This is a genomic window from Streptomyces sp. CNQ329 (genome assembly GCF_000482585.1).
Genome location: NZ_AXVU01000001.1, coordinates 164400 through 188334 on the forward strand (window position 1 = coordinate 164400; position 23935 = coordinate 188334).

Below are 23935 nucleotides of genomic sequence, written 5' to 3' on the forward strand. Positions count from 1 at the left end.
AGACCAGGGGAGGGCACGAGTGACGGGGACTTACCGCATCGGGCGACTCGACGACGCGCACGTCCTGCTGACCGGGGCCACCGGCTTCATCGGGCAGGCGCTGCTGGAGCGGCTGCTGTCCGGCCATCCCGGCACCCGCGTCTCGATCGTCGTCCGCCCGCGGGGCAACGGCGGCGCCGCCGACCGCTTCCGCCGCCTGCTGCGCAAGGACGTCTTCCGTACCTGGCGCGCACAGGTCGGCGAGGAGGCCGCGTTCGCCGAGGCGGAGCGGCGCGTCACCGTCATCGAGGGCGCTCTCGACCGGCTGGAGGACGTCGAGCTCCCCGGCGACATCGACGTCGCCATCCACTGTGCCTCGTCCGTCTCCTTCGACCCGCCCATCGACGAGGCGTTCCGCAGCAACGTCTCCGGCGCCGTCGCGCTCTACGAGAAGCTGGGCCGGCAGCAGCGCCCGCCGCACATCGTGCACATCTCCACCGCGTACGTCTCCAGCGGCGGCCAGGGCCTCGTACGTGAGGGCCGGCTCACCCACGACATCGACTGGCGCGGCGAGCTGGCCCAGGGGCTGGCCGCCCGCGACGACGTCGAGCGCGCCTCACGCCGCCCCGAGGTGCTGCGCAAGGCGCTGGAGAAGGCCGGCCGCGACCACGGCAAGGCGGGACCGCAGATCGCCGCCAAGGACGCCGAGGACGCGCGCCGCGCGTGGGTCGAGGAGCGGCTCGTCGAACACGGCGCGACCCGCGCCGAGATCCTCGGCTTCTCCGACGTCTACACCTTCACCAAGGCGATGTCCGAACGCGCCGTCGAGGAGCTGTGGGCGGGCCGGCCGCTGTCGATCGTGCGGCCCGCCATCGTGGAGAGCGCGCTGCGCCACCCGTACCCCGGCTGGATCGACGGCTTCAAGATGGCCGATCCGCTGATCATCGCCTACGGCAGCGGGCTGCTGCGCGACATGCCGGGACAGCCCGACACCGTGATGGACGTCGTCCCCGTCGACCTCGTCGTCAACGCCACCCTCGCCGCCGCGGCCGCCCCGCCCGAGGAGGGCGCAGGGCCGCACTACTTCCACGTCGGCTCCGGCGCCACCAACCCCCTCACGCTGCGCGACCTGTACAAGCACGTGCACTCCTACTTCCGCCGCGACCCGCTGCCGGAGAGCAGTGGGCGCGGCCACGTCCGGCCGCCGTCGTGGACCTTCCCCGGCGCCTCCCGGGTGGAGTTCGCGCTCGGGGCCGGCGAACGCGCCGCGAACTTCGCCGACAGGATCCTGGGCCAGCTGCCCGGCACCGAGCGCACCCAGGAGTGGGCGAGCCGGCTGCACAAGGAGAAGCGGTCCCTGGAGACGCTGCGCCGCTACTCCGACCTGTACGGCGTCTACACCCGTACCGCCGTCGTCTACGACGACCGCGAGCTGCGCGCGCTCAACGCCGCGCTGCCCGCGGACCGCGCCGCCGAACACGGCTTCGATCCCGCCGAGATCGACTGGTACACCTACCTCGAAGAGGTGCACTGCCCGAAGGTCACCGCGCCCCTGCGGGCCAGAACTCCCGGGGGCCGTGTCACCCGCAAGCCGAACCCCGCCGCACTCCCGCCCGGCGGCGACGTCGCCGCCGGCAGCACCGCGGCCGTCTTCGACCTGGACGGCACGATCATCGCCTCCGACATCGTCGAGTCCTACGTCTGGACCCGGCTGGCGTCGCTGCCCCGCGGGCGTTGGGCACCCGAACTGTTCGACCTCGCCCGCAACGCGCCCCGCTACCTGCTCGCCGAGCGGCGCGACCGCGGCGACGTCATGCGCTCGTTCTTCCGCCGCTACGAAGGCGCCCACGCCGAGGAGCTGCGCGCCCTGGTCGCCGAGCAGGTCGGCGACGCGCTGCTGCACCGTGTGATGCCCGAGGCCGTGCGCCGCATCCGGGCCCACCGCGCCGCCGGCCACCGCACCGTGCTCATCACCGGCAGCCTCGACGTACTCGTGGAGCCGCTGCGGCCGCTCTTCGACGACATCGAGGCGACCCGCCTCGCCGAGCACGACGGCGTCCTGACCGGCTTCCTGCGCACCCCGCCGATCGTCGGCGAGGGCCGCGCGGCGTGGCTGCGCGGCCACGCCCGCGAGCGGGAACTCGACCTCGGTGCCAGCTTCGGCTACGCCGACAGCTACTCGGACCGGCCGCTGCTGGAGGCCGTCGGCAGACCGCACGCGGTCAACCCCGACACCCGGCTGTTCCGGCACGCCAAGCGCCACCGCTGGGAGATCGCCCGCTGGGGCACCCACACCGCGAGCCGCTGGGACGCGCTCGCGGGCACCGTGATCAGCCACACCCGGCCGCGTCCCGTACGGGCCCTGCCCGCGGCCGGCCGCACCGCATCCGACGGAGAGGCCCGATGAGCCTGGCGCTTCAGTACCACCGTTCGCCCGCGCGTTTCCTGGCGGCCCGCGGGCTCAGCCGCACCCGCAACCGCGCCGCCGGGTCGCTGGCCGGCTCGCTCGCGCCGCTGCGGCTCACCCGCGACCGGCTCGAACTGCCCAAGGGGGACGGCTGGACCCGGCTGGCGCCCGCGCTGTCCGGCATCTGCGGCTCGGACCTCGGGATGCTCAACGGCACCGTGTCGCCCTATCTGGCGGCGCTGACGTCCATGCCGTTCGTACCGGGACACGAGGTCGTCGGCACCACCGTCGACGACCTGCCGACGATCCCGCGCGGCACCCGCGTGGTGCTCGACCCGGTGCTCTCCTGCGCGGTGCGCGGCCTGCCCGAGTGCGACGCGTGCCGCGCCGGCCACACCAACCGCTGCGACCACATCACCTCCGGCCACCTCGCGCCCGGCATGCAGACCGGCTACTGCGCCGACACCGGCGGCGGCTGGGCCCAGCGCATGGTCGCCCACGAGCACCAGCTCCGCCCGGTCCCCGACGACCTGCCGGACGAGCGTGCGGTGCTCATCGAGCCGCTGGCCTGCGCGATCCACTCGGTACGCCGGGTGCCGATCGAGCCGGGCGCCTCGGTGCTGGTCATCGGGGCCGGCACGGTGGGGCTGTTCACCGTGCTGGCGCTGCGGCAGCTCACCGAGGCCGGCACCATCCACGTCGTCGCCAAGCACCGTCATCAGCGCGAACGGGCGCTGACCCTGGGCGCGAACGAGGCCGTCGAGCCGGACCGCGCGCTGCGCGCCGTGCGCCGGATGACCTCGGCGCTCGCCCATCGCCCCGAGATGGGCTCGGAGTTCCTGCTCGGCGGGGCCGACGTCGCCTTCGAGTGCACCGGCGGCGGCGCCGGCCTCGACACCGCGCTGCGTACCGTACGGGCCGGAGGGACCGTCGTCGTCTCCGGCATCCCGGGAGGGGCCGATCTGACCCCGCTGTGGTACCGGGAGCTGAGCCTCGTGGGTGCGTACACGACCAGACGCCGCGAGGACGTCACCGAGGACGACCCCGACGCGGGCCCCGACGGCCGCGCCGGCACCGACTTCGACAAGGCGGTGCAGCTTGCCGCCACCGCGCCCCTGGACGGCTACGTCGAACGCTATGCACTCCAGCAGTGGCGCCCCGCGCTGGAGCACGCGTTCGCGGCCGGCTCGGCGGGCTCCGTCAAGATCGCCTTTGACCCGACCCTGGACGGCTGACCGGGCACGAATGGCAGGGTAGGGGCCGACACCGGAGTCGGCCGCCCCCCACCGCCGTACGCAGCCGCCGGGCACCCGCCGCCCGCACCGCCGCCCGCTGCAGGCGCCGGCGACCACACTGAGGAGAGAGCGTGAGCAGACCAGGCTTCGTGCTGGAAGTCGACGAACGAACCCCGCCCCTGCTGGTGCACGAGGGCGAGAATTTCCGGCTGGAGCGGCTGCCCCACGGCACCCGGGTGATCTACCCGCCCGACTCGCTGCCCGGCATCCGCGACCTCGACGGGGTCATCCGCCGCGCGCTGCTCGAACCGCACGGCAGCGAACCCCTGCCCGAGCTGCTGTTCGCCGGCATGCGGCTGACGATCGTCTTCGACGACCTGTCGCTGCCGCTGCCCCCGATGCGCCGGCCTGACGTGCGCCAGCGCATCATCGAGCAGGTGCTGGAGATGGCGGCGGCCAAGGGCGTCGACGACGTCGAGCTGATCGCCGCCAACGCCCTGCACCGGCGCATGACCCCGGCGGAGCTGCAGCACGTCGTGGGCGACCGGGTGTTCCGGTCGTTCTTCCCGCAGCACCTCACCAACCACGACGCCGAGGACCGCGACAACCTCGTGCACCTCGGCGACACCGCGGAGGGCGAGGAGGTCGAGATCAACCGGCGGGCGGCCGAGAGCGACCTCGTCGTCTACGTCAACATCACGTCGACGGCGATGAGCGGCGGGCCCAAGTCGGTGTCGGTGGGCCTGGCCAGTTACCGCAGCATCCGCCACCACCACAACGTGCACACGCTGCGGCACTCCCGGTCGTTCAACGACCCGCCGAAGTCGGCCATGCACCACTCGTACAACCGGATGCAGGACCTGATCGGCGGCCAGGTGAAGGTGTTCACCGTCGAGACGACGCTGAACAACGACACCTTCCCCTCCGCCACCCGCTTCCTCAACAAGCGCGAGTGGGAGTGGAACTACGGCGACCAGGCCGCCTACCTCGCCTCACGGCGCGGCAACGCGCTGATGACGCCGTCGATGCGGCGACGGCTGTGGCACAAGACGGAGGCGCCGTACGGTGTCACCGGCGTCAACGCCGGCGCGCCGAGCGAGGTGCACCCGATCACCCTGCGCAACGTCCACCGCCAGCAGCTCACCGAGGTGCAGGGGCAGGCCGACGTGGCGGTCTACGGGCTGCCGTACATCTGCCCGTACAACGTCAACTCGGTGATGAACCCGATCCTGACGATGTGCCTGGGGCTCGGCTACTTCTTCAACCTCTATCTCAACAAGCCGATCGTGCGGGAAGGCGGCGTCGGGATCTTCTACCACCCGATGCCGAACGAGTTCCACCCCGTGCACCACCCCAGCTACATCGACTTCTACGAAGAGGTGCTGGCCGAGACCACCGACCCGGCGGTCATCGAGGCGAAGTTCGAGAAGCAGTTCGCCACCGACCCGTGGTACACGCATCTCTACCGCAAGAGCTACGCCTACCACGGCGTACACCCCTTCTACATGTGGTACTGGGGCGCGCACGCGATGCAGCACCTGGGGCAGGTCATCTTCGTCGGCGCCGACCGCAGCGCGGCCTCCCGGCTCGGGGTGCAGTCGGCTTCGACCCTGAACGACGCGCTGCAACTGGCCTCCCAGACGGTGGGCACCAGCCCGTCGATCACGTACCAGCACATGCCCCCGCTGACCCTGGCGTCCGTCCGATGAGCGGCGCCAGGGGCCCCGGAAAGGGCGGCAAGGCCAAGAAGGGCAGCCTGCGCGGCGACCTGGCCATGGTGCGGGCCGGCCGTGACTGGCGCGGCCGTGCGCTGGCGCCCCGCGGCTACCGCACCCCGGGCGGCAGCGCGGCGGGCTTCGGCGCGGGGAAGGCCGAACAGAAGACGTTCCCCACGGCGTGGGCGCGCACCCCCGCGGCGCGCGCCGTGCGCAACGTGCTTCAGCGCGGGGTGCTCAAGCAGTACGCCTGGGCCAAGACCCGGCCGCAGATCGAGGGTCTGGACCTGCTGGAGTCGCTGCGCGGCCCGGCGATCTTCGTCGCCAACCACTCCAGCCACCTCGACACCCCGCTGATCCTCGGCTCCCTGCCCCGTCGCATCGCCGACCGCACGGCGGTCGGCGCGGCGGCGGACTACTTCTTCACCTCCACGGCGGTCAGCATCACGACCGCGCTGATGTTCAACGCCTTCCCGGTGGACCGCTACGGCTCGCGCCGCGGCGGGGTGTCGCTGCCGGCGGAGCTGATCGACGACGGCTGGAGCCTGCTGCTGTACCCGGAGGGCACGCGGTCGCACGACGGCTGGATGAGCGCCTTCAAGATGGGCGCGTCGCGCCTCTGCGTGAACATGGGCATCCCGGTCGTCCCGGTCGCCGTCCGCGGCACGTTCGCGGCCATGCCCCGCGGCAAGGCGCTCCCCACCCGCACGGGCACGCGGCTGGTGGTCCGCTACGGCCGCCCCCTGCCCCCGCAGGAAGGCGAGTCGGTCACGGACTTCCGCACCCGCATGCTGCGCCACATCGCGGCCCTGTGGGCGGAGGAGGACCTGGGCTGGTACCAGTCCCTCCGCGCGGCGGCGGACGACCGCCTGACCCTCCCGGAGGGCCGCACGACCGCACTCCCGCTGACCTCGACGCCGGTGGAGCAGGGCAAGCCGGTGGCGGAGTGGCGGAGGGTGTGGGAGGCGACGAGACCGTCGCTGGGAGACGGCCGCAGAAAGGTGTGGCGGAACGACTGAACTGCCGCCGCGGCCGGCACAAGACGGCCCGCGCGGCAGACGCGGCGCCCGAAGCCCGACGCAACCCCGCGGTGAAGCCGCAGGGTCCGCCACGCCGCAGACACGGTCAGGGGCCCGGGGCGGAGCCGTGGGCCTACTCGCGCCGGAGGCGCGCTGCGGAGTCCGGGGCGGAGCCATTGGTTCCGCCGCGCCTGAGGTGCGGTTTCGGGTCCGGGGCGTAGCTCTGGGGTCACTCGTGGCAGTGGTGCGCCGGGCGGGATCGAGGGCAAAGCCCTGAGGGGTGCGGAGGGCCTGGCCTCCGGTTCGCCGCGCCGCAGACGGTTTACGGGTTCAAGGCGGAGCCGTGGGCTGCTCGCGGCGGTGGGGCGCCGGGTGGGATCGGGGGCGGAGCCCTGAGGGGTGCGGGGGCGGAGCCCTCGGGCTGCCAGCCGGAGGCGCCACTGCGAGGTTCGCGGCGTAGCCGCGGGGTTGCTTGCGCCGACGGCGCGCTGCGCGAGGGTGCGGGGGCGGAGCCCCCGGTTCTCCCGCGCCGCAGGCGCGTTACGGGATCCGGGGCGTACCCGCCGGGTGCGGGGCGGAGCCCCGAAGGGGTGCGGGGGCGGAGCCCCCGCGCGCTGCCGCGCCGCGGGCGCGGTCGCGGGGCCCGGGGCGCAGCCCCGGTTTCGGGAAGGGGCGGGGCCGGGGAACAACCCCCACCCCGCTGTCAGTGCACACTGGCACACTCGCCCTCATGCACTGGGCCATCGCCGACGGACCCCACGGCGGAGTCACCGTCGTCCCCGTCGACCCCGAAGGCGCCCCCGCCGGCCCGGTCCTCTCCTACCCCCACCCCGCCGACGCCGTCCGCCACCACCCCACCGCCGACCGCTGGATCTGGCCTTCCACCGCCGCGTTCTACCCCCGTCTCCTCGACGCCGGCATCACCGTCCCCCGCTGCCACGACCTCGAAGCCGCCGAGGCCATCCTCCTCGGCCACGAGGGGATGTGGGGCCTGCCCCGCTCCCTCGCCGCCGCCTGGGCACGCCTCCGCGGGCTCCCCGTGCCGGACGACCCGCCGCCCCGGTCGTTCGGCGGCGAGCCCGAGCCCACCCTCTTCGACGCCGCTCCCGCACGCCCTCACGGCACCGACGACCTGCACGCGCTGCTCGCCGTCCACGCCGCGCAGCAGCGCCGTATCGCCGCTTCCGCCCACCCCCACCGCCTGCGCCTCCTCGTCGCCGCCGAGTCCGCCGGGATGCTCGTCGCCGCCGAGATGCACCGCGCCGGTCTCCCGTGGCGCGCCGACGTGCACGACGCCCTGCTCACCGAGCTGCTCGGCGGCCGGTACCCCGGCGGCCTGGAGCCGCCCCGCCTCGCCGGACTCGCCGACGAGGTGTCCCGCGCGTTCGGCGAGCGGGTCCGCCCCGATCTGCCCGCGGAGGTCGTGCGTGCGTTCCGTAAGGCGGGTGTCAGGCTCACTTCCACCCGCAAGTGGGAGCTGCAGGACATCGACCACCCCGCCGTCGCGCCGCTGCTGGAGTACAAGAAGCTGTACCGGCTGCACACCGCCCACGGCTGGTCCTGGCTGCAGACCTGGGTGCACGACGGCCGGTTCCGCCCCGAGTATCTGCCGGGCGGCGCCATGTCCGGCCGCTGGACCACGCACGGCGGCGGTGCGCTGCAGATCCCGCGCGTCGTTCGCCGCGCGGTGGTCGCCGACGAGGGGTGGCGCCTGGTGGTCGCCGACGCGGACCAGATGGAGCCGCGGGTGCTGGCGGCCGTCTCCCGTGACGCGGGGCTGATGGCGGCGGCGGACGGTACCCGGGATCTGTACGAGGCGCTGGCGGACCGCGCGTTCGCCGGTGGGCGCGCGGAGGCGAAGCTCGCGCTGCTGGGGGCGATCTACGGCCAGACCTCGGGTGATGCGCTGACGTATCTGGCGGATCTGCGCCGCCGTTTCCCCGCCGCGGTGGCGTACGTGGACGAGGCCGCCCGCGCCGGGGAGGAGGGCCGGCTCGTCCGGAGCCATCTGGGCCGGACGTGCGCGCCGACCCGGGCGGCGGACCACGGGGAGGCCGGGCTGCCGCAGGAGGGCGACGGCGACGGGGCGACGGGCCGCGCGGGCGCCGAGGCCCGGGCGCGCGGGAGGTTCACGCGCAACTTCGTGGTGCAGGCCAGTGCGGCGGAGTGGGCCCTGTGCCTGCTGGCGGCGCTGCGCCAGGAGCTGGCGGGGATGCGGGCGGAGCTGGTGTTCTTCCAGCACGACGAGGTGATCGTGCACTGCCCGGCGGCGGAGGCGCCGGCGGTGGAGAAGGCGCTGACGGCGGCGTCCGCGCGGGCGGGGGAGGTGATGTTCGGCCGGACGCCGGTGGTGTTCTCGTTCACGACGGCGGTGGTGCAGTGCTACGCGGACGCGAAGTGACGGTGGTGCAGTGCCGCGCGGACGCGCAATAAAGGAGGGCGGAGGGTGCGGAACACAAGGTAGAACGGTGGCGTGCCAGACACCCCGCCGCAGCAGACCGCACCGCCCGCACCCGCCCCGCACCAAGCCGCCTCCCACGAAGCCCCCGCGCACCACCCGCCGCCCCCCGCCGCCCTGGTCGCCCGGCTCCGGGCCGGCGGCTGTGTCTTCGCCGAGGACGAGGCCCGCCTCCTCGCCGCCGCCTCCTCCACTCCCGCCGGGCTGGAGGCCCTCGTGGCGCGCCGGGTCGCCGGGTGGCCGCTGGAACAGGTCCTGGGCCGGGCGGAGTTCTGCGGGCTGCACATCGCGGTCGAGCCCGGCGTGTTCGTTCCGCGCAGGCGCAGCGAGTTCCTGGTCCGCCACGCCGCGCGAGCGGCAGCCGCCACACCGCACGCCGTCGTGCTCGACCTGTGCTGCGGCTCGGGCGCCATCGGCGCGGCCGTCGCCGCCGCCGTTCCCGGCGTCGAGCTGCACGCCGCCGACGTCGAGCCGGCCGCGGTCCGCTGTGCCCGGCGCAACGTCGGACCGGCCGGCGGCACCGTCTACGAGGGCGACCTGTACGCGCCGCTGCCGGCCCGCCTCCGTGGCCGCGTCGACGTGCTCGTCGTCAACGCGCCGTACGTGCCCACCGCCGAGGTCCCGTTCCTGCCGCCCGAGGCCCGCGACCACGAGCCGCTGACCGCGCTGGACGGCGGCGCCGACGGGCTCGACGTCCAGCGCCGCGTGATCGCGGAGGCCCCGCGCTGGCTGGCGCCCGGCGGGCTGCTGCTGGTGGAGACCAGCGAGCGGCAGGAGGCCCGCACCCGCGCGGCGGTCGCCGTCGCCGGGCTGGAGGCGTCCACGGAGACGTATGCGGACCTGGCGGCGACGGTGGTCACCGGCCGGGCGGGGACGCGGGGGTAGCCGGCGGCGTACGAGGACGCCGGCCACCGCCGCGGGCAGCACGCCGCCTACACGAACCCCCGCACCCGGTGCTGCATGACGCGGTAGGGCCATCCTTCGGCCGTGTTCCACTGGCTCACCGCGAGATGGAGGTTGTCCGGTGTCGAGCCCGGGATCACGTAGCCGCCGTACAACTGCGCCACATGGGAGTCGTCCTCGTTGCCCCACTGGCCGCCCCACACGAGGGTCTGCCGGTGCGCCTCGTACAGGTTGGACGTGGGGGTGTCCATGAGGATGCCGTCGATGCGGTAGTCGGCCTCGTTGAACCAGGTGAGGATCCACTTGCCCGCCATCGGCCGCAGGCACATCTCGCCGAAACGCCCCTCCAGCACGGGAGTCGGCGGATTGCCCCACGCCCAGGCGCCGTTGCGGTAGCCCCACGGCTCGTACGCGCCGGGGTCGGCGATCCGGGCCGACGGCACCCGCTGGAGGATCATCGGCTTGCTGCGGGTGAACTCCGTGGAGAAGACGTAGACGAAGCCGTCGTTCCCCTCCCCCCAGGTGAGCAGCTGGAAGAGCCCGCCGTGCAGGTCGGGGGCGAACTTCGCGCCGGTGTGCACCCAGGTGGCGCCGTTGTCGTCGGAGCGCCAGATCTCCGTCCAGACGACGTTGCCGAGGCCCTTGTTGACCATGGCGTGCAGGTACATGGTCGAGCCGATGGTGATCACGTCGGACGGCAGGACGGTGGAGAAGACGGGGTTGTCGTGCTCGTACGCCCACAGTTGCTGCGCAGCCGCCCCGCCCACGGCGCCGGACCAGGTGACGCCGGCGTCCAGGTCCGTGGTGGTGGAGTACAGCGCGACGGGTGAGCGCCACCAGCCGCCGCCGACGCGCGCCTCCTCGAAGGTGTCGCCGAAGACGAAGAGCATCCGGCCGTCCGGCGTGCGCACCGGGATGCCCAGGTCGGTGGCCTCCATCCGGTACGCGGTGGTGATCCCGGGCCCGGTGAGGTCCCGGATCTTCGTCACCTCCGGCGCCGCGGCTGCGCGGGCTCCGCGCCCGCCGGCCGCCGGTCCCGCCGCCGCCTGTCCGGTCCCCAGCAGTACCCCGCCGCCGACCGCGGCACCCGCCGCCGCTTTGAGGAAACGCGCCCTGCTCATCGGTGCCCGCCGACCGCCTCCGGCCTCGCGATGACTGCCCATGGGCCCTCCCGAAGATCATGAGAAATCGATTTCACGAACTCGGTGACAGAGCCTCCCATCGCGTTACTGCACCGTCAACAACGCCGACACACCCCCGTATGACCGTGCGCGATGAGTTCCGGCGGCCAGGCTGGTCGACACCGGGAGACACCCGCCGCGCCCGGAAGACGGCGGCAGACCCGCACCACGAGGAGTCCGCATGACCGACCAGACACGGCGCGAGCCCGAGCCGGTGCTCCACCCCGACTTCAGCGACCCCGGGGCCGCCGCCACCCCCTGGCCGGCCGCCCGCCGCGAGCTGGAGAGGGCGGGGGTCTTCTGGCTGACGTCCGTACGTCCGGGGGGACGCCCTCACGTCACCCCGCTGATCGGTGTCTGGCTGGACGGCGCCGTGTACTTCTGCACCGGCGCCGGGGAGCGCAAGGCCCGCAACCTCGCCGCCAACCCGCACTGCACCGTCGTCACCGGCGCCAACGCCCTGGACGAAGGGCTCGACGTGGTGGTCGAGGGCGACGCCGTGCAGGTCCGCGACCGCGCCCTGCGCGGCCGGGTCGCGGACGCGTACGTCGCCAAGTACGGCCGTACCGTCACCTCGCCGGAGGGCACGTTCCACGGGCTGCCCGAGTCCGTACGCAGCGGCGAAGGGCCGCTGGTCTTCGAGGTCGTCCCGCGGGTCGCGTTCGCCTTCGCCAAGGGCAAGCCGTTCGGCCAGACCCGCTACCGCTTCCCCGCCGGAGCGCCGGGCGGGGCATGAGCCGGGGCACCGCCGCGGCGCGGCGGCGGGCCCACCGGGTCACGGCTTGCGGCCGACGCCTCCGGCCATCAGACGCTCGAAGAGCTTCAGCTCCGTGCGGACCGGCTTGTCCGGACGCCAGTGCGGAAGTGAGACGACGCCCGGCTCCAGCAGTTCGAGGTCGGTGAAGTACTCCTCGATCTCGGCCACGGTACGGAAGCGGCCGGTGCCCAGGAAGGACAGGAAGGTGTCCTGGAGGGCCTGCGCCTCCTCGCCGACGTCGCAGAAGTGGGTGATCACCAGGTGGCTGCCCGAAGGAACCGCGTTCATGTAGGCGTCCACGATGCCCCGCGGGTCCTCGTCGTCGTGCAGGTGGTGGAGGATGCCGACGAGCAGGATCGCCACCGGACGGGAGAAGTCGATCATCCTGCGCACGTCGGGGTGTTCCAGGATCTCCTGCGGGCGCCGCAGATCGGCGGTGATGACGAAGGTGTCGTCGTTCTCCTGCAGCAGGGCGCGGCCGTGGGCCAGGACGATCGGGTCGTTGTCGACGTAGACGACGCGGGCGCCGGGCAGGTGGCGCTGGGCGACCTGGTGGGTGTTCTCCATGGTCGGGAGCCCGGCGCCGAGGTCGATGAGCTGGTCGATGCCGGCCTCGGCGGTCAGGTAGCGCACCGTACGGCCCAGCGCCTCGCGGTTGAGCCAGGCCAGGTCGTCGATGTGCGGCATCGTCTGCCGCAACTGGTCGGCGACGGCACGGTCGACCTTGTAGTTGTCCTTGCCGCCGAGCACCACGTCGTAGGCCCGGGCGATGCTGGGCCTGGTGGTGTCGATGTCGCCGGGTCCGGGTTTGGCGGCCCGCCCGTTGCCCTCGTCCTGCACAACTGTCCCTCTCTGCCCGGCTGGTGACGTGGGGCACGAGCCTAGTCGCTGCCTCCTGGGCACGCACTCGGGGGTCAACGGCCCCCGGCCAAGGGGCAATTGAGGCTGGCGAGAAGTACGGGTCCGCCTTGACGGCCGGCGCGCGCGCTCAATAGCGTTCCGGGGCATGCCAGCCCCGAACGAACCCGCCACCGAAGAAGAAGCCCTCGTCGTGCAGTTCTTCGCCGACATGGGCACCACCTACGCCGAGATGGTGCCCGCCTTCCGGCGCCATCTGGCCGACGACTGCGTCTGGGCCAACCAGGGGCTGCCGGAGGTCCGCGGCACGGAACAGATCCTGGGCTTCCTCCAGCAGCTCGTCGACCAGACCGGCCTGGAGAGCGTGGGGGGCGAGGTGCTGCGGATCGCCAGCCGGGGCGGCACCGTGCTCACCCAGCGGCACGAGCGCTGGACCGGCAAGGACGGCGCCGTCCTGGTCGAGTCGCTGCCGGTGATGGGCACCTTCGAAGTCGCCGACGGCAAGATCACCTCCTGGCGCGACTACTACGACTCCGCGCTCCTGGCCCACCTGATGGCGGCCGACGCGTGACCGCGCCGGCAGGGAGCCGCCCGGCGGGGCGGTTCGCGGGCAAGACCGCCGTCGTCGTCGGTGCCAGCGAGGGCATCGGGCTGGCCATCGCCGCCGGACTCGTCGAGGGCGGCGCCCACGTCGTCCTGGTGGCCCGGCGCGAGGACACGCTCGCCGAGGCCGCCGCCAAGCTCGGCCCGTCCGCCTCCGGCGTCGCCGGCGACGTGGCCGACGAGGCGACCGCCGCCCGCGCGGTCGCCCACGCCGTCGAGACCCACGGCGGCCTGGACCTGCTGCACTACAACGCCGGCACACTCCTGCCCGGCGACATCGCGGGACAGCCGCTCGACCACGTCGACCGCATGCTCGCGGTCAATCTGCGCGGCCCCATCGCCTTCGTCCGCGAAGCGGCGCCGGAGCTGGCGAAGCGGCCCGGTGCGGCGGTGACGCTCACCTCGTCGGCGACCGGACGGCTGCCCGTGCCCGGCCTCGGCGTGTACGGGGCCACCAAGGCCGCGCTGCACTACCTGGTGTCCACCTGGGCCATCGAGCTGGCGCCCGGCGACATCCGGGTCAACGCCCTCTGCCCCGGCGGCACGTACACGCCGTCGATGTACGAGGCGGCGAAGGCCATACCCGGTCTCGAGGAAGCCACGATCGCCACCAACCTCGTCAAGCGGATGGCCACTCCGGAGGAGATCGCCAGGCCGGCCCTGACGCTGCTGGACAGCGCCGAGAGCGGGTACGTCACGGGCGCCGTCTGGGACATCGACGGCGGCTACCAGCGCGACCGCCGGGCCGGCTGAGACCTCCCGGCGTGCGTCCCGGCCCGCCGGGCCGGGGCGCCGGACGCGCGCCCGAACGCCCGCGGCACCCCGGTGGCCGTACGCCACCGCCTCACCCGTCCTGCTGCGCCGCCACAAGCACCTCGCCCGTCGCCGTGCGGTAGTACAGCACCGACCTCCCCGCCCGCCGCCGGCCCACCAGCCGGGCGTCGAGCAGTACCCGCAGGTGCCGCCCCACCGAGCCGAGGCCCTGCCCGGTGAGCGCCACCAACTGCGTGGTGCTCTTCGGGGTGTCGAGCAGCGCCAGCACCGTCGCGCGTGCCGGGCCCAGGAGCCGGCCCAGCGACTCCGGCGGCGCGGCGGAGCCGGTGTCGGCCAGGGCGCCGGCGCAGGGGTGGACGAGGGCGTAGCGGTGCGGTTCCTCCCAGCAGACCCAGCCGGTGCGGGGCACGACGGGCACGAACAGCAGCCGGGCGCCCGAGATGTCGCGCGGCGGGTAGTCGCGCATGTTGATCTGCAGCCGGCTCGCGCCCAGCCATCGTGTCCCCGGGCGCAGCGCGTCCAGCGCCGCCGCCCAGCCGCCCTGCCCCACCTGCGCGGTGCGCGCGACGATGTCCGCCTCGATGACCCGCCGTCGCCGGGGCCAGTCCGGCAGCACCGTCTCGTGCCAGACCCACTCCAGGACCTCCGCCGCGCGCCGCGGCAGGTCGTCCCGGCGCAGCCGCTCCGGCAGCCGGCCGTCGAGGGAGACGGCGACGTCGGCGCGGGCGTCGTCCGGGGGCGTGGCCCGTATCGCCGCCAGCTCCTCCTCGAAGGACACCCCGGGCGCGCCCGTGGGCGTCGGGGTGAGGAAGCCGGCGTTCCACGGACGCAGCAGCCCCGCCCGGACCAGCTCGTCGGTCACCGGGTCCGCGGCCTGCCGGGCGCGGTAGGCCGGCAGGTGGGCGCCGAGCCAGGCGCGTTCGCCGGGGTGCGAGGGGATGCCCTGCGCCAGGGTCTTCAGGCACGCGAGTGCCTCGGCGAGCGGCGAGACGACGAACCGGCTGCCCGCCAGCGTGTCCGCGTCGACCTGCCACCACCCCACTGTTTCGCCTCCCGGCGAAACTCTAACCTCCGCGTCCCGGTCTCCCCGAAGCTGCCCGGCATGCGCACCTACCGCGAGCTCTTCCGTTCCCCGGAGTTCACGCCGCTCTTCGCCGCCTCCTCCCTCCAGGTCGCCGGGCTGACGATCAGCGGCCTGGCGCTCGGCACCCACATCTACGAGGAGACCGGCTCCCCGCTGCTGTCGGCCCTCGCCATGTTCGGCCCCTCCCTCGCCCAGGTCCTCGGCGCCGCCCTGCTGCTCTCCGCCGCCGACCGGCTGCCGCCACGCGGTGCGATGACCGCGCTCGCCCTGGTCTACGCCGCCGCGGCCGCCGCACAGACCGTGCCGGGACTGCCGGTGTGGGGCGCGTTCGTGATCCTGCTCCTTCTCGGACTGGTCGCCTCGGTGGGCGGCGGGGTGCGCTACGGGCTGCTCAACGAGATCCTGCCGCGCGGCGGGTACCTGCTCGGCCGCTCGGTGGTCAACATGTCCGCCGGTGCCATGCAGATCGCCGGCTTCGCGGTCGGCGGCGTGCTCGTGGCCACGCTGTCCCCCCGCGGCACGCTCCTGGTCGCCGCGGGCGCGTTCCTCGCCGGCGCCGTCGTCGCCCGCACCGGGCTCGGGGCACGCGCGCCACGCGCGGCGGGCCGGCCCTCGGTCGCGGAGACCTGGCGGGTCAACGGGCTGCTGTGGTCCTCGCGGCACCGCCGCGTCCTGTACCTCGCGCTGTGGCTGCCCAACGGCCTCGTCGTCGGCGCCGAGTCGCAGTTCGTGCCGTACGACCCGGGCCGCGCGGGTCTGCTGTTCGCGCTCGCCGCGTTCGGCATGTTCACCGGCGACGTGCTGGCCGGCCGGGTCCTGCCGCCGGCGTGGCGGCCCCGGCTCGGAGTGCCGCTGCTTCTGCTGCTGGCCGTCCCGTACCTGGTCTTCGTGCTGCGACCGCCGATCGCGGTCGCCGCGGTCGGCGTCACCGTCGCCTCGGCGGGGTTCGCCGCCGGCCTCGTCCAGCAGGAGCGGCTGATGGCGCTCACCCCGGAGGAGCTGAGCGGCCAGGCCCTCGGGCTGCACACCTCCGGGATGCTCACCATGCAGGGTGTCTCCGCCGCCCTGGCCGGCGGGATCGCGGAGCTGACCTCGCCGGGGACGGCGATGGCCGCGATGGGGGCGGCCTCGACAGGGACCACGCTGGCCCTGACGCCCGGCCTGCGGGCCGCCGGCACGGCGGCTGCGGACCTGTCCCCGGATGCCGCCGATGGTCCCCGGGACGTGGCCCGGGACCCGGCCCCGCGCCCGTCCGGTGGCGGGGACGGAACGCGGGACCGGGAGCCGGAGGCCGGCCCGGCGCAGGTCAGGCCGCGGGTGCCCCGGGCCAGGTGAAGGTGGCGACCGCGCCCGCGGGCAACTCGTACGTCAGCGACGCGCCGTTCTCCGTGACCGAGAACGTCCGGGCCGAGTCGGTGGCGTTGAGCACGACCGCGGCGCGGGAGCCGTCCGGATTCTCGAAGACCGCGTTCTGCACGCCGCCGGGCCCCTCGGTCGTCGAGCCGACGCGCACGGCGCCGCGGTCGACGAACTTCGCGACGTGCCCCAGCAGGTAGTACTCGGCGTTCTTCGTGACCGTGCCGCCGTCGACCTCGACCACGCCGTTGCAGCGGGTGCCGCAGTGACCGAAGTGCGGCCCGCCCTGCGCGTCGAGGGCGAGATTCCAGATCACCACGGTCTCGGAACCGGCGCGCAGACTGCGGATGACGAGGTTCTCCGTCTGCCACTTCAGCGTGTCGGCGAACGTACGCGAGGCGTCGTCGCTGTCGGTGCCCGAGCACTCGGTGAAGAACACCCGGTGGCCGGCGTCGCGCACCTGCTGCTGCGCCTCGGGGGAGCCGCCGTAGCAGTGGAACGCCGCGCCCTGCACGCGGTCGAGGTCGCCGGTGGCCTGAAGCACCTGAACCGGGTAGTCGGGGCGGTCCCAGTTGTGGTCGTAGACGAAGAGCTGCGTGCCGAGCCCTGCCGCGGCGAGCCTGCTGTCCAGGACGCGCAGGAAGTCGGCCTGTTGGGCCGACGACATGCCCATCGAGGGGTACGAGGTCTCGAAGAGCGGCTCGTTCGCCACCGTCAGGTCGTCGACCGGCACGCCCGCCTCCGCGTACGCCTCCAGCGCCTTGACCAGGTAGTCGGCATAGTCGCCGTAGTGCTCGGGCGCGAGGCTGCCGCCTTCCAGCTTCCCGGAGTCCTTCATCCAGCCCGGCGCCGACCAGGGGGTGGCCATGATGCGGATGTCCGCGTTCACGCCGAGCGCCTGGTTCAGCAGCGGCAGGATCTCGGCGCGGTCGCGGTCGACGGAGAAGAAGCCCGGCTGGTCCTCGTACGAGTAGTAGGGCAGCTCGGCGACGAAGTCGGTGCCGCCGAAGGGCTGGCGCAGGTAGTCGAGGGCGATGCCCTCCGCGCCGGTGCCGAACAGGTCGGTCATCAGCGAGTCCCGCGTGCCCTGGGGCAGTTCGGAGAGCAGTCGCGCGGACGCCTCGGTGACCGACGCGCCCGCACCGGTGAACTCCTGCGCGCGCTCGCCGGCGTCGACGGCGATGTCGGTCTGCTGCGGCGAGCCGTCGAAGGCGGCACCGGCCGCGGGGGCGAGTTTGCTGCTGCCGTCGGCCGTGGTGATCCAGACCTCGGCGGTGGTCTCGGCGGCCTGCGCCGGGCCGGCGAGACCGGAGCCGCCGGCGGCGAGCAGCAGCGTGACGGCCGCGGCGACCGCCCGGGCGGTGCGCGAGCGCGGCAGCCGGGCGTGGTGCGCGGGCCGTGGCCGTCGCGGGAGCCGGCGCGGACGCCGGGGCGGGGCGGGTGCGTCGTGCATGGTGCGGCTCCTTCGGTGTGGGGGGTGACCGCCCGGGCGCGCCGTCGTGGTGGGGGGACGCCGTGCGGGGCACGCGGCGGCGGGCCCGGGCGGAGTGCGGTGGCGTACGGGTTACGCCGCGCGCGGCACCGCCGCGCGGTGGCCGCGGATCAGCTCGGCGTAGCGCCGGCCGCTGCTCTTGACGGTCCGCCGCTGGGTGGCGTAGTCGACGTGGACCAGGCCGAAGCGCTTGTCGTAGCCGTACGCCCACTCGAAGTTGTCCAGCAGCGACCAGGCGAAGTACCCCGCCAGCGGCACGCCGCGGCGCACCGCCTCGGCGCAGGCGGCGAGGTGTTCTTCCAGATAGCGGGTGCGCTCCGGGTCGTCGATCTGCCCGTCGGGACCGACCGCGTCGGGGTAGGCGGAGCCGTTCTCGGTGACGTACAGGCAGCGGGCACGGTAGTCGTTCGTCATCCGCTCCAGCGTCTTCGTCAGCCCTTCGGCGTGCACCTCCCAGCCCATCGCGGTGCGGCGCACGCCGGGCAGATCGACCTGGCGCGCGTACGGCAGCGGCCCGTCCGGGTCGTCGGCGACGACGTTGCGGAAGTAGTAGTTCAGGCCCAGCCAGTCCAGCGGCGCGGCGATGGTCTCGGCGTCCCCGGGGCGTTCGGGGAGGTCGACGCCGTACAGCCGGCGCATGTCCTCGGGGTAGCCGCGGCCGTGGACCGGGTCCATCCACCAGCGGTTGACGTGGCCGTCGGCGCGCGCGGCGGCGGCCACGTCCTCGTCGCGGTCGGAGGCCGGCTCGCAGTGCGTGAGGTTGTTGACCAGCCCGATGCGCGCCCCCGGCACGGCGGCGCGCAGCGCCGCGACGGCAAGGCCGTGGCCGAGGTGCAGGTGGTACGAGGCCCGTACCGCCGCCGTCAGATCGGTGAGCCCCGGCGCCATCCGGCCCTCCAGATGCCCGATCCAGGCGGAGCACAGCGGCTCGTTGAGCGTGGCCCAGTCGGTGATCCGGTCGCCGAGCCGGCGGGCCACCGCGTCCGCGTACGCCGCGAACGCCTCGGCGGTCTCACGCTCCGCCCAGCCCCCGCGGTCCTGCAGTGCCTGCGGCAGGTCCCAGTGGTAGAGCGTCGGGAAGGGCGTGATGCCGGCTTCCAGAAGGGCGTCGGTGAGCCGGTCGTAGAAGGCGAGCCCCGCCTCGTTGACGGGTCCGTCGCCGCCTGGGACGACACGCGGCCAGGCGATCGAGAAGCGGTACGCCCCGGCGCCCAGCCGGCGCATCAGCGCGATGTCCTCGGGCCAGCGGTGGTAGTGGTCGCAGGCGACGTCGCCGGAGTCGCCGCCGTCGACCATGCCGGGCGTGTGCGAGAACGTGTCCCAGATCGACGGGGCGCGCCCGTCCTCGCGTACGGCGCCCTCGATCTGGTAGGCGGCGGTGGCGGTGCCCCAGACGAAGTCGGCCGGGAGGAGGTCGAGGTGCAGGTCGGTCACGGAGTTCCTTTCGGACGGGGTCACTTGACGGCTCCGGCGGTCAGCCCGGCGACGAGATAGCGCTGGAGCAGCAGGAAGCCGGCGACGACGGGGAGGCTGACGACGAGGGAGGCGGCCATGACCTGATTCCAGTACACCTCGGTCTGGGTCGCGTACCCCTGCAGCCCGACGGAGAGCGTGCGGGTGACGTCGTTGGTCATGACCGAGGCGAAGAGCACCTCGCCCCAGGCGGTCATGAACGAGTAGATGGCGACGGCGACGATCCCGGGGACCGCGGCCGGCACCACGACACGGAAGAGCGCCTTCAGCGGCCCGCAGCCGTCGACGAGCGCCGCCTCGTCCAGGTCGCGGGGGATGGAGTCGAGGTAGCCGACGAGCATCCAGATCGAGAAGGGCAGGGTGAAGGTCATGTACGTGAGGATCAGGCCGCCACGGGAGCCGTAGAGGGCGATCCCCGTGGTGTTCCCGATGTTGACGAAGATCAGGAACAGCGGCAGCAGGAACAGGATGCCGGGGAACATCTGGGTGGACAGCACCGTGACCGTGAAGATCCGCTTGCCGCGGAAGCGGTAGCGGCTGACCGCGTACGCGGCGAAGATCGCGACGACGACCGAGCAGCCGGTCGCGGCGCCCGCCACGATCAGTGAGTTCAGGAAGTAACGGGCCAGCGGCACCGTGTCCCAGATATCGAGATACGGCCGTATGGTCAGCCCGCGGGGAATCCACCGGAACGCCCCGGTGACGTCCTCCAGGGGCTTGAGCGAGCTGCTGAGCATCACGTACACGGGCGTGACCGCGAAGACCGTCAGCAGCGTGAGCACGACCCGCCGGGTCCAGACGAACGACCGCGGCGGCGCGGTGGGGGAGCTATGCACGGGCCGCCTTCCTTCCCCGGGAGGTGAGCAGCAGGTAGCCGGCCGTGACGACCAGCAGGAAGAGCAGCAGCAGCACGGACATGGCCGAGCCGGCGCCGAAGTTCCAGGTGACGAAGGACGACTGGTAGATGTGGAGGGAGATGATGTCCGCGGACTCCGGCGCCGACTTGCCGAAGAGGATGTAGGGCACGTTGAAGTCGTTGAACGTCCACAGGAACAGCACGAGGACCAGCACCTGGTTCACCGGCCGCAGCGACGGCAGCGTGACCCGGCGGATCTGCTGCCAGATCCCGGCGCCGTCGAGCGCGGACGCCTCGTACACCTCGCGCGGGATGTTCTGCAGCGCGGCGGTGAGCACCAGGAAGGCGAACGGCCAGGTGCGCCAGACCGAGACGACCACGAGCGAGACGAACGCGTTGTCGCCGATCAGCCAGAACGCCGGCTGGTCCGTCAGCCCCAACTGGTCGTGGATCACGTGGTTCACCAGGCCGTTGTCCCGCTGGAGCATGAACGACCAGGTGATGACGGCGGTGTAGACGGGCAGGGCGTACGGGGTGAGGAAGAGGGCGCGCAGCAGCCCGCGGCCCCGGAAGGAGTCCTGCATGAGGATCGCCGCGGTGACGCCGAACAGCCAGGAGAGACCGACCGCGAGCACCGTGAACGCACAGGTGATGAAGAACGAGCGCAGCAGCGCCTCGCCCACGGGGGCGTCGACGTCGACGGCGATACGGAAGTTGTCCAGGCCGGCCCAGGGCGCGGAGCCCCAGTCGCGGATGTAGTGCTGGGTCAGCTCCTTGAAGCTCATCACCACGCCGACGGCCATCGGCACCAGGTGGATCAGCAGCTCCAGCAGCAGGGCGGGCAGCAGCAGAAGGTACGGCAGGGCGCCTCGCCGTACGCGGCCGGTGCGGCGGCGTTTGCGGGCGGCACCCCGGCCGGCGGGCGGCTTGTCGCCGGGGCCGGCCGTGGGCGTGTCGAGAGCGGTCGCGGTCATCCGGGGCCGCTCACTTCTGCATCTGCTGCTGGGCCTCGGCCAGCCGCTTCCGGACCGACTCCGTCGTCACCTCGTCGCCGGCGGCGGCGTCCGCGAACAGCTCCTTCATCGCGTCGCCGACGAGGGTCTCGAACTGCGCCTCGTCCGGTACCTGCGGCAGCGGCGCGGAGGTGGAGGACAGCACCTCGCGCAGCACGGTCAGGTCGGTGGTGCTGAACGCCTGGTCCTCCTGAGCCTCCTTGACCGGCGGGATGGAGCCGTAGGTCTCGTTGAGGATCTGCTGCTCCTCGGTGGAGGTCATGAACTTCACGAAGTCCAGGGCGCCGTCGAGGTTGTCGGTGTTCTCGAAGACGGCGATGTTGATGCCGGCGACCATGGAGTTGACGTTCCGTCCCTCCGGCGGGTTCTCGCTCTGCATGGGTACGGGCGCGACGCCGTACTCCTCGGGCTTCATGCCGTGCGCCTTGAGCGAGCTGCCGGCGGCCTGCCACAGGAGCATGCCGACCTTGCCGGTGGCGAGGTCCTTGACCGACTGGTTCTGGGCGTACTCGGCGTTGCCGACCGCGGCGATCTTGTCGTTGGCGAGGAAGTCGACGTACTGCTTGACCGCGGCGACCGCCTCGGGGCTGTCGAACGTGGGGTTGCCCTCGGCGTCGAAGAAGTCCGCGCCGTGCTGCTTGCCGAAGACGAAGGCGTGGTGCGCGTTCTCCACCGGGTTGCCGCCCTCGACGGCCACGCCGTACGTGCCGTCCTTCGTGAGCCTCTTGCCGACCGCGACGAAGTCGTCCCAGGTGGCGGGCGGCCCCTTGATGCCGGCGTCCTCGAACATCTGCTTGTTGTAGTAGAGCGCGTACGAGAGGGAGTACAGCGGCACCGCCGCCGGGTCCTGGCCCTCCGCACCCGCGGCGGCCAGCGCCGAGGGGACGAACCGGTCCCTGCCGCCGATCTTGTCCAGCGTCTTGTCGTCCCACGCCAGCAGGCCGTCGCTCGCCTGCAGGGAGGCGGACCAGGTGTTGCCTATGTTGAGCACGTCGGGGCCCTGACCGGAGGAGGTGGCCGCGAGGATCCGGTCCAGCAGGCTGTCCCAGGGGACGACTTCGAGCTTGACGTCGATGCCCGTCTTCTTCTCGAACTTCTCGATCTCCGGGGTCAGCACCTCCTTGTCGTGCTCCAGGCTCGTGCCCTGGTTGCTCGCCCAGTAGGTCAGCTCGCCGGGCTTGTCGTTGCTGCCCTCCGAGCTGGTCGAGCTGCCGCCGCCGCACGCTGCGGCGGTCACGCTGAGGGCGGTGGCGAGTGCGGCGGTCGCCGCCAGGCGGATTCTGCGCATGGTCGTGAGGCCCCTCTCCGGGCGCATGACTTGAGGCTGTGAACGCGGCGCGCGCTTAATTCAGGGCGTGAGTTAAGTAGTGAGAGAAGTCCCCGTCAACCCTTCTCACACGGGTTTCCCGGCACGTATCTTTCCTCCGGGAAGGAGCCACATGGCGAGAAACAACGGCCGTACCGTGCGCGACCTGCGCCGCAGCAACCGCGCCTCGGTGCTGCACCACCTGTACTTCGAGGGACCGCTGAGCCGCCAGGAGTTGGGCCCGGTCACCGGGCTCAGCTCCGGGTCGATCAGCAACGTCGCCGCGGAACTGATCGCGGAGGGGGTGCTGGAGGAGGCGGGCGCGGTCGACTCCGACGGCGGGCGGCCCCGCACCCTGCTGCGGGTGGCGCCTTCGTGCGGGCACATCGCCGGCGTCGACGTCGGCGAGACCCGGGTGCGGGTGGAGCTGTTCGACCTGGCCCGTACCGAACTCGCGCGCGCCGAGCGCCCGCTCGCCGACGGCGGCCGGGACGCCGGACAGGTCGTCGCGCACATCGCCGACGGGCTGGCCGCGGTGCTCGCCGACACGGACGTGGCCGCCGGCCAGCTCCTCGGCGTCGGCCTCGGCGTCCCCGGCATCGTCGACCGCGAACCGGCCCGCGGCGGCGCGGTGGTGTACGCGCAGACCATCGACTGGGACGCCGTGCCGCTGGAGGCGATGCTGCGGACGGCGGCCACCGGCCTGGAGGAGGTGCCGTACATGGTGGCCAACGGCGCCAAGACGCTGGGCCAGGCCGAGATGTGGTTCGGCGCCGGACGCGGCGCGCGCAACGCCGTCATCGCGCTGATCGGCTCCGGCGTCGGCGCCTGCGTCGTCACCGACGGCACCGCGTACGGCGGCTCCTCCAGCGGGGCGGGGGAGTGGGGACACACGACGATGCAGATACGCGGCCGGCGCTGCCGGTGCGGCGCCCGCGGCTGCCTGGAGGCGTACGTCGGGGCGGAGGGCATGCTGCGGCGCTGGCGGGACGCGGGCGGCGAACCGGTCGCCGCGGACGAGGAGTCGGCGCTCGCCGAGCTGATCGCCGCGGACGACCCGGCGGCCCGCGCGGTGCTGGACGAGACCGCCGAGTACCTCGGCGCGGGCATCGCGGACCTCGTCAACCTCTTCAACCCGGAGCGCATCGTCCTCTCCGGCTGGGCCGGCCTGCTCGCCGGCCCGCGGCTGCTGCCCGCCGTACGCGGGGCCACCGCCATGTACGCGCTGCGCTACCCCGCGGCGCGCGCGGCGATCGAGCTGGGCGAACTCGGCACGGACGCCGTCACCGTCGGCGCCGCGACGCTGCCGCTGAGCCGCTTCCTCGACGCGGGCGGCACGTCACACCGCGACCCCGCGCCGGCCCCGGCACGCTGACGCCACCCGAAGCGGCGGGGGAGGACCGCCGCGGCGCGGCCCTCGGTCCGGGCGCGAGGAGAGGCCCCGTCCGTCCGCGGCGCCGCGGGCA

At 73.4% G+C, this 23935-nt stretch carries 19 protein-coding genes; 11 read left to right on the forward strand and 8 right to left on the reverse strand.

The genetic code is table 11. The annotated features are described in order from the left end of the window. Nucleotides 1-19: 19 nt before the first annotated feature. From I003_RS0100785 to I003_RS0100810, 6 genes are all read left to right on the forward strand, one after another. Entirely contained in the window at nucleotides 20-2386 is a 2367-nt protein-coding gene (locus I003_RS0100785) for an HAD-IB family hydrolase (protein ID WP_027769723.1), read from the forward strand. Beyond that, complete coding sequence (locus I003_RS0100790; RefSeq protein ID WP_027769724.1) at nucleotides 2383-3621, forward strand: zinc-binding dehydrogenase; 1239 nt, start codon at nucleotides 2383-2385, stop codon at nucleotides 3619-3621. Before I003_RS0100785 ends, I003_RS0100790 begins: the two co-directional genes overlap by 4 nt. A gap of 131 nt (nucleotides 3622-3752) precedes the next feature. Next, the gene (gene larAH / locus I003_RS0100795; RefSeq protein ID WP_486584035.1) at nucleotides 3753-5330 is read left to right on the forward strand and encodes an NPN-dependent hydroxyacid isomerase, LarAH14/15/16 family; all 1578 of its coding nucleotides are present in this window, start codon (nucleotides 3753-3755) and stop codon (nucleotides 5328-5330) included. Continuing rightward, complete coding sequence (locus I003_RS0100800; protein ID WP_027769726.1) at nucleotides 5327-6355, forward strand: lysophospholipid acyltransferase family protein; 1029 nt, start codon at nucleotides 5327-5329, stop codon at nucleotides 6353-6355. Before larAH ends, I003_RS0100800 begins: the two co-directional genes overlap by 4 nt. 730 nt (nucleotides 6356-7085) lie before the next feature. Further along, the gene (locus I003_RS0100805) at nucleotides 7086-8756 is read left to right on the forward strand and encodes a bifunctional 3'-5' exonuclease/DNA polymerase (RefSeq protein ID WP_027769727.1); all 1671 of its coding nucleotides are present in this window, start codon (nucleotides 7086-7088) and stop codon (nucleotides 8754-8756) included. A 174-nt stretch (nucleotides 8757-8930) separates the two neighbouring features. Then, nucleotides 8931-9698, forward strand: a complete 768-nt coding sequence (locus tag I003_RS0100810; protein WP_027769728.1) for a putative protein N(5)-glutamine methyltransferase — start codon at nucleotides 8931-8933, stop codon at nucleotides 9696-9698. 47 nt (nucleotides 9699-9745) lie between these two features. On the opposite strand, the gene I003_RS0100815 is transcribed toward I003_RS0100810, so the two are convergent. After that, nucleotides 9746-10837, reverse strand: a complete 1092-nt coding sequence (locus I003_RS0100815) for a glycoside hydrolase family 183 protein (protein WP_027769729.1) — start codon at nucleotides 10835-10837, stop codon at nucleotides 9746-9748. Between the two features lie 241 nt (nucleotides 10838-11078). On the opposite strand from I003_RS0100815, the gene I003_RS0100820 reads away from it, so the two are divergent. Continuing rightward, complete coding sequence (locus tag I003_RS0100820; RefSeq protein WP_027769730.1) at nucleotides 11079-11633, forward strand: pyridoxamine 5'-phosphate oxidase family protein; 555 nt, start codon at nucleotides 11079-11081, stop codon at nucleotides 11631-11633. Between the two features lie 39 nt (nucleotides 11634-11672). On the opposite strand, the gene I003_RS0100825 is transcribed toward I003_RS0100820, so the two are convergent. Beyond that, nucleotides 11673-12494: an SAM-dependent methyltransferase gene (locus I003_RS0100825; RefSeq protein ID WP_027769731.1), complete on the reverse strand. Its 822-nt coding sequence runs from the start codon at nucleotides 12492-12494 to the stop codon at nucleotides 11673-11675. Between the two features lie 166 nt (nucleotides 12495-12660). Here I003_RS0100825 and I003_RS0100830 point away from each other — a divergent pair, with 166 nt between their 5' ends. Both I003_RS0100830 and I003_RS0100835 read left to right on the forward strand, forming a co-directional pair. Next, nucleotides 12661-13083: a limonene-1,2-epoxide hydrolase family protein gene (locus I003_RS0100830; RefSeq protein WP_486584036.1), complete on the forward strand. Its 423-nt coding sequence runs from the start codon at nucleotides 12661-12663 to the stop codon at nucleotides 13081-13083. Beyond that, nucleotides 13080-13868, forward strand: coding sequence for an SDR family oxidoreductase (locus I003_RS0100835; protein WP_027769733.1), 789 nt, complete (start codon nucleotides 13080-13082; stop codon nucleotides 13866-13868). The genes I003_RS0100830 and I003_RS0100835 overlap by 4 nt, the downstream gene beginning before the upstream one ends. Nucleotides 13869-13959: 91 nt before the next feature. Here I003_RS0100835 and I003_RS0100840 read toward each other — a convergent pair whose 3' ends face one another. Next, the gene (locus tag I003_RS0100840; RefSeq protein WP_027769734.1) at nucleotides 13960-14931 is read right to left on the reverse strand and encodes a helix-turn-helix domain-containing protein; all 972 of its coding nucleotides are present in this window, start codon (nucleotides 14929-14931) and stop codon (nucleotides 13960-13962) included. Nucleotides 14932-14991: 60 nt separating this feature from the next. Here I003_RS0100840 and I003_RS0100845 point away from each other — a divergent pair, with 60 nt between their 5' ends. Further along, entirely contained in the window at nucleotides 14992-16308 is a 1317-nt protein-coding gene (locus tag I003_RS0100845) for an MFS transporter (RefSeq protein WP_027769735.1), read from the forward strand. Here the strand turns inward: I003_RS0100845 and I003_RS0100850 are convergent. The 5 genes from I003_RS0100850 to I003_RS0100870 form a co-directional block, all read right to left on the reverse strand. Continuing rightward, on the reverse strand, nucleotides 16280-17782 hold the full coding sequence (locus tag I003_RS0100850) for a glycoside hydrolase family 30 beta sandwich domain-containing protein (RefSeq protein ID WP_027769736.1): 1503 nt from the start codon (nucleotides 17780-17782) through the stop codon (nucleotides 16280-16282). The two genes, I003_RS0100845 and I003_RS0100850, sit on opposite strands and share 29 nt — an antisense overlap. A 111-nt stretch (nucleotides 17783-17893) precedes the next feature. Beyond that, nucleotides 17894-19255: a GH1 family beta-glucosidase gene (locus I003_RS0100855; protein ID WP_027769737.1), complete on the reverse strand. Its 1362-nt coding sequence runs from the start codon at nucleotides 19253-19255 to the stop codon at nucleotides 17894-17896. 20 nt (nucleotides 19256-19275) lie between these two features. Next, a complete protein-coding gene (locus tag I003_RS0100860; protein WP_027769738.1) occupies nucleotides 19276-20130 on the reverse strand; it encodes a carbohydrate ABC transporter permease in 855 nt (284 codons plus the stop codon). Then, nucleotides 20123-21124: a carbohydrate ABC transporter permease gene (locus tag I003_RS0100865; RefSeq protein WP_027769739.1), complete on the reverse strand. Its 1002-nt coding sequence runs from the start codon at nucleotides 21122-21124 to the stop codon at nucleotides 20123-20125. Before I003_RS0100865 ends, I003_RS0100860 begins: the two co-directional genes overlap by 8 nt. Before the next feature lie 10 nt (nucleotides 21125-21134). Beyond that, nucleotides 21135-22451, reverse strand: coding sequence for an ABC transporter substrate-binding protein (locus I003_RS0100870; protein WP_027769740.1), 1317 nt, complete (start codon nucleotides 22449-22451; stop codon nucleotides 21135-21137). A 151-nt stretch (nucleotides 22452-22602) separates the two neighbouring features. Here I003_RS0100870 and I003_RS0100875 point away from each other — a divergent pair, with 151 nt between their 5' ends. Then, entirely contained in the window at nucleotides 22603-23844 is a 1242-nt protein-coding gene (locus tag I003_RS0100875) for an ROK family protein (RefSeq protein WP_027769741.1), read from the forward strand. Nucleotides 23845-23935 lie beyond the last annotated feature (91 nt).

Excerpts from the sequence above, each read along its gene's own strand:
- I003_RS0100845 (WP_027769735.1), top strand. The coding sequence starts at position 14,992 with ATGCGCACCTACCGCGAGCTCTTCCGTTCCCCGGAGTTCACGCCGCTC.
- I003_RS0100850 (WP_027769736.1), bottom strand. The coding sequence starts at position 17,782 with ATGCACGACGCACCCGCCCCGCCCCGGCGTCCGCGCCGGCTCCCGCGA.
- I003_RS0100815 (WP_027769729.1), bottom strand. The coding sequence starts at position 10,837 with ATGAGCAGGGCGCGTTTCCTCAAAGCGGCGGCGGGTGCCGCGGTCGGC.
- I003_RS0100870 (WP_027769740.1), bottom strand. The coding sequence starts at position 22,451 with ATGCGCAGAATCCGCCTGGCGGCGACCGCCGCACTCGCCACCGCCCTC.
- I003_RS0100830 (WP_486584036.1), top strand. The coding sequence starts at position 12,661 with ATGCCAGCCCCGAACGAACCCGCCACCGAAGAAGAAGCCCTCGTCGTG.
- I003_RS0100790 (WP_027769724.1), top strand. The coding sequence starts at position 2,383 with ATGAGCCTGGCGCTTCAGTACCACCGTTCGCCCGCGCGTTTCCTGGCG.
- I003_RS0100865 (WP_027769739.1), bottom strand. The coding sequence starts at position 21,124 with ATGACCGCGACCGCTCTCGACACGCCCACGGCCGGCCCCGGCGACAAG.
- I003_RS0100875 (WP_027769741.1), top strand. The coding sequence starts at position 22,603 with ATGGCGAGAAACAACGGCCGTACCGTGCGCGACCTGCGCCGCAGCAAC.
- I003_RS0100820 (WP_027769730.1), top strand. The coding sequence starts at position 11,079 with ATGACCGACCAGACACGGCGCGAGCCCGAGCCGGTGCTCCACCCCGAC.
- I003_RS0100805 (WP_027769727.1), top strand. The coding sequence starts at position 7,086 with ATGCACTGGGCCATCGCCGACGGACCCCACGGCGGAGTCACCGTCGTC.
- I003_RS0100800 (WP_027769726.1), top strand. The coding sequence starts at position 5,327 with ATGAGCGGCGCCAGGGGCCCCGGAAAGGGCGGCAAGGCCAAGAAGGGC.